Source organism: uncultured Campylobacter sp. (assembly GCF_938017615.1).
In the GTDB taxonomy this organism is placed as follows: Bacteria; Campylobacterota; Campylobacteria; order Campylobacterales; family Campylobacteraceae; genus Campylobacter_B.
In genome coordinates, this window is sequence record NZ_CALIJA010000201.1 from 1 (window position 1) to 3877 (window position 3877).

Annotated in this window: 4 protein-coding genes; all 4 read right to left on the reverse strand. The window is 41.4% G+C overall.

Annotation, left to right across the window (positions count from 1 at the left end; translation table 11 throughout):
• Positions 1-43 precede the first annotated feature (43 nt).
• The 4 genes from Q0620_RS10150 to Q0620_RS10165 all read right to left on the reverse strand — a co-directional run bounded on the left by Q0620_RS10150 (position 44) and on the right by Q0620_RS10165 (position 3659).
• A complete protein-coding gene (locus Q0620_RS10150; RefSeq protein WP_298784984.1) occupies positions 44-805 on the reverse strand; it encodes a hypothetical protein in 762 nt (253 codons plus the stop codon).
• Complete coding sequence (locus Q0620_RS10155) at positions 802-951, reverse strand: hypothetical protein (protein ID WP_295098417.1); 150 nt, start codon at positions 949-951, stop codon at positions 802-804. Before Q0620_RS10155 ends, Q0620_RS10150 begins: the two co-directional genes overlap by 4 nt.
• A gap of 49 nt (positions 952-1000) precedes the next feature.
• Positions 1001-1831 (reverse strand): hypothetical protein, encoded by an 831-nt coding sequence (locus Q0620_RS10160; RefSeq protein WP_298784987.1) that lies wholly within the window; start codon positions 1829-1831, stop codon positions 1001-1003.
• A gap of 391 nt (positions 1832-2222) precedes the next feature.
• Positions 2223-3659 (reverse strand): DUF4139 domain-containing protein, encoded by a 1437-nt coding sequence (locus Q0620_RS10165; RefSeq protein WP_298784990.1) that lies wholly within the window; start codon positions 3657-3659, stop codon positions 2223-2225.
• Positions 3660-3877 lie beyond the last annotated feature (218 nt).

The window sequence follows — 3877 nt, forward strand, 5'->3', positions numbered from 1 at the left end:
CTTAAGTCCCATAAATTTTTTAATGAAATTCATATTAGAGAATTTAGCGCCTCTCTATATCTCTACCGCCCAAATAATATTCTTCCAGCGGATAATTTATATTGCCGCAGTTATCAAATTTAAAACCTTTTCCAATACCGACTACGGCATTTTTTCTCTCTTTATAGTATTCTCTAGTAATGTCAAAATTCGTTATCAAGTCATAAATATACTCGGAATGGTTAAATTGCATATAATTACCGTTAAATATAGCAAATTTATCAAGAAACAAAGTACCTGTGACTTCTTTATCGTCGCCGTTAACCATAACTATCGGTCTGTCAAATCCAACGCTCGTATCTTTCAAATTTATTTTTAGATATTTCTTTGGATCGGTTTTTTTAGCCTTTAGCTCTTTCATCAGTATCTCCTCAGTCGTTTTTCCCTCTTGGTAATATTTTTCTAATACATCAAAACAATTTGATAAGTTTATATTTTCTAGTTCATAGTATGCAACCTCATATTTACTGGACCAAAGACTACCGAAGGTTTTCAACCTATAATTATCAATCATCCAATATAGCTTTACATCATAGTCCAAATATGCCCCTGCTACTCTTTTATACAGCTCTTCCTTCGGCAAAATTCTGTTTTCTTTGAGGCAGTATCCTTGCTTGTATTTGTTGTAGTCGGAAAGGGAAACTATCACAAAGCCTCGTGAAGTGGAAAAATCGGGAATTATACGAATAAATATGGCGCAGAGTATTATTATAAGAAGTAGCGCTCCAGCTAGCACTTTAAATTTAATAGACCTGTAGAATTTCATATCAGTCCTTTTCTATCCATCCATTCGTTAGAGGCTAATTCTTTCGGACCAGGAGGAGTTTTCTTCCCCCACAAATAATAACTCAATATATCGGCACCGTAATTGCCCTCTAATTCTAATCTTAAATCAGTTTCTTTTTTGCTCATCTCTTATCCTTTTTCGGTTACATTCGTTAAGATAAAATTTCAATTAAATTTATCCGCCGTGAATCCACATATCCAGCTCCTGTTCCGCCGGAGCTTTGATATCAAAATTTATATTTCCGCAATTATCGTATGAGAATTTACGTCGCAAATGCTTCATATGAGTATAAGCTAAGACTTTGTTAAAGTTTTCTAAGTTCTCATATTCGTTTTTTATTCGTATTAAATTTTCTTTGCTTTTGATTTTTGTTAAATCTTCTTTATTGTTAAGCTCAATATACCAACTTATATAATCAGGTCTGGCATAATTCACAAAAAATTGATTCTCTTTTATTAAAAATGATTTTTCTAAAAACATTTTTCCGTTATGAAATGGATTTTTCTCTTCCGATAAGATAATAGGCTGTCTAAAGCCCAAAATTTCATCCTTATATACAAAATATTTTGATAGATCGGAGATATCTATTTGCGTCTTGTCTTTTATCTCATAATCAAAACTCTTTCTGTCGGTATTTTCAACTAAAAAATCAAACCAGTTTTCTTCATTGAAATCGCCGATTAGATAGAGCTTGGAGATGTGCGCCGTATAAAAACTATGGCCGAAATTTTTTATATCGTGCTCATCGATAATGGTATTTCGCAAAATTTCATAGTCGTAATATCTTTTAAAATAATTTATAGCGGCATTTCGAAGTAGCTCTTCGTTGCTTAAAGCTCTATTCTCTTTTAGGCAGTATCCTTGCTTGTATTTGTTGTAGTCAAAAATAGTAACTAAAGCAAAGCCTCGTGAAGCGGAATAATCGGGGATTATACGGATAAATGCGGCGCAGAAAAGTAGCACTGCGGCTAGGATTTTAAATTTAAGATATTTGTAGAATTTCATAATGATCCTTTAAATGCCGCCAGTGAAACAAACCGCACACCTCGCCGCTCCGTTAAATTCATACCTTCGCTCCGCGTTCATTACTCTGACCTTTCTAAATTTTAGATAAATTTTAGTGACACTCAAAGTTTTCTGCCTAGAGCCAAAACCTCTCTGCATCGCTAAATTTCATATCCCGCGTTACTAAATTTTAAATCGCCGCAACATTTAAATTTTTGGTTCTCGCGACGCTTAAATTTCCCCAGGTGCGGCGCGTAAAATTCAGCGACGTGGCGCCAAAAATTTCAGATAAATTCTAAAGCCGCGCCTTGGTTTTACGCCCGCAAAATTTAATCACGCCGCAAAAAGCTACTTCGCTGCGCAAAATTTATCCGCGCCGCGCCAAAGCTTGTTACTTCTTCGGCTTGCTTAGCTCATAGCCGAAGTGGATCTTTTTGCTCTCGCCCGGCTTTAGCTCAAAGTCCCAGCTAAGTAGTCCATCCTTGCCGAGGCTGCTCTGCTCGGGCGAGTTTTTCAGCGCGACCTTTACGTCCTCATGCGTCGAAACGGGCGCTCGCTCTTGCAAAACCACGTTCCACGCGCGCTTGGAGCTATTTTTGATTTCGTAATCCCAAGCCATGGAATTTTTACTTTCGCCGCCGAAAAAGGAGTTTTTCGTGAAATTGTTCGCCTGCTCTTTTTTAACTTCGATCAGGCTGTTTTTACCCAGATATGCCGTAGCTTCGGAGTTTGCGGCAAAGCCTAGATACACGAGCCCGATCTGCACGCCGTCGAGCTTTATTAGCGTTTCGCTCTCCTCTATGCTTCTTTCGGGGATAAATTTAGCCCGCACGTAGGCCGCCTCGCTGCCGTAGCCGTCGATGAGCAGATCAAATTTCGCATCCAGACTCTGTTTATCGAAGCTGAACTCGCCCGCCTCGCCCGCCTTAAGGCTTACGCCGCTAATTTTCCACACCTTTGAGAGCGAGCTTTCGATATTCGAGCCCGTCCTTGCATACGACGATCTAGCCTCCGCCGCAGGCGCCCTCTGCATATCCGCCACCTCTAGCATCACGTCCTTTTTATAAGCCGCTGCGGGCGCCGGCTTTGCAGGCTCGCCCTCATACCACGGGTAAAAGGGCTGCGGCGCGGTCTGCGAGGAGTATTCGTAAGGATACAGCGCGATCGTCAAATTCGCTAGCTCGGCGTTTAGCGGATTTTGCACCGAGAGCTTTTGCGCGACCTCGATTTTGCCGCTAGCAAGATCTGCCGAGAGCTCGTTGTGCGTGTAGGCGCTTACGTCAACGGGGTAGCTTATTTTTACGAAGCTCGGATCGCAGCCAAAGTTCGCGTTTAAGCGGCGTTCGTTCTTGATCTGGTATTTTGAAATTTTCTCTTTGAGCTTTCCGATTTGCTCGTCCGTCTTTGAAATTTCGCCCGCTACGAGCAAGACCTCGTCGTAAATTTTTTGCGAATCCGCCTTTAAGCTTGCCAAGCTTCTATCTTTTAAGCTTGCAAAGTCGCTTAAAAAGCGCTGCTGCGCCTTAAGCGCGACCAGGCGGTCGTTTAGCTCGCGCAGGCTCTTTTCGTCCGCCTCTTTTTTGGCAAACTCCGCGTTTTTCACGGGCTCGACCTCTCCCAAAGACAATTCGCGCACTTCGCAAGAGCCTGCAATCTCGATGCTGCGGATATCCAAGTACTCCGGCACATTCACGCTGAAGTTTGATTTTTGCGCGCCGAAGTTTTGGTACAAGAAGGCGGAGTTCGCGTAGATCTCAAGGCTATTTTCCTGCGCGCTTAAATTTACGGCAAGCGCCGCAGCTGAGCTTAAAAGAACTATTTTTTTCATTTTTACTCCTTAAAAATTTTACGTAATTGTAACGATAAATTTTGATTTTTATGCTTAAAATTCGGAGCGAATTTTAAAATTCCGGCTCCGCCGCCCGCTTTGAAATTTTAAAATTTCGCCGCCGCAAAATCCCCGCCGCGGACGTTAAAATTTTACCGCCGCTAGCGCTCATTAAGTCCTCTCACTCTCGCAGCCTAAGCGATAAAATTTTAAAATTT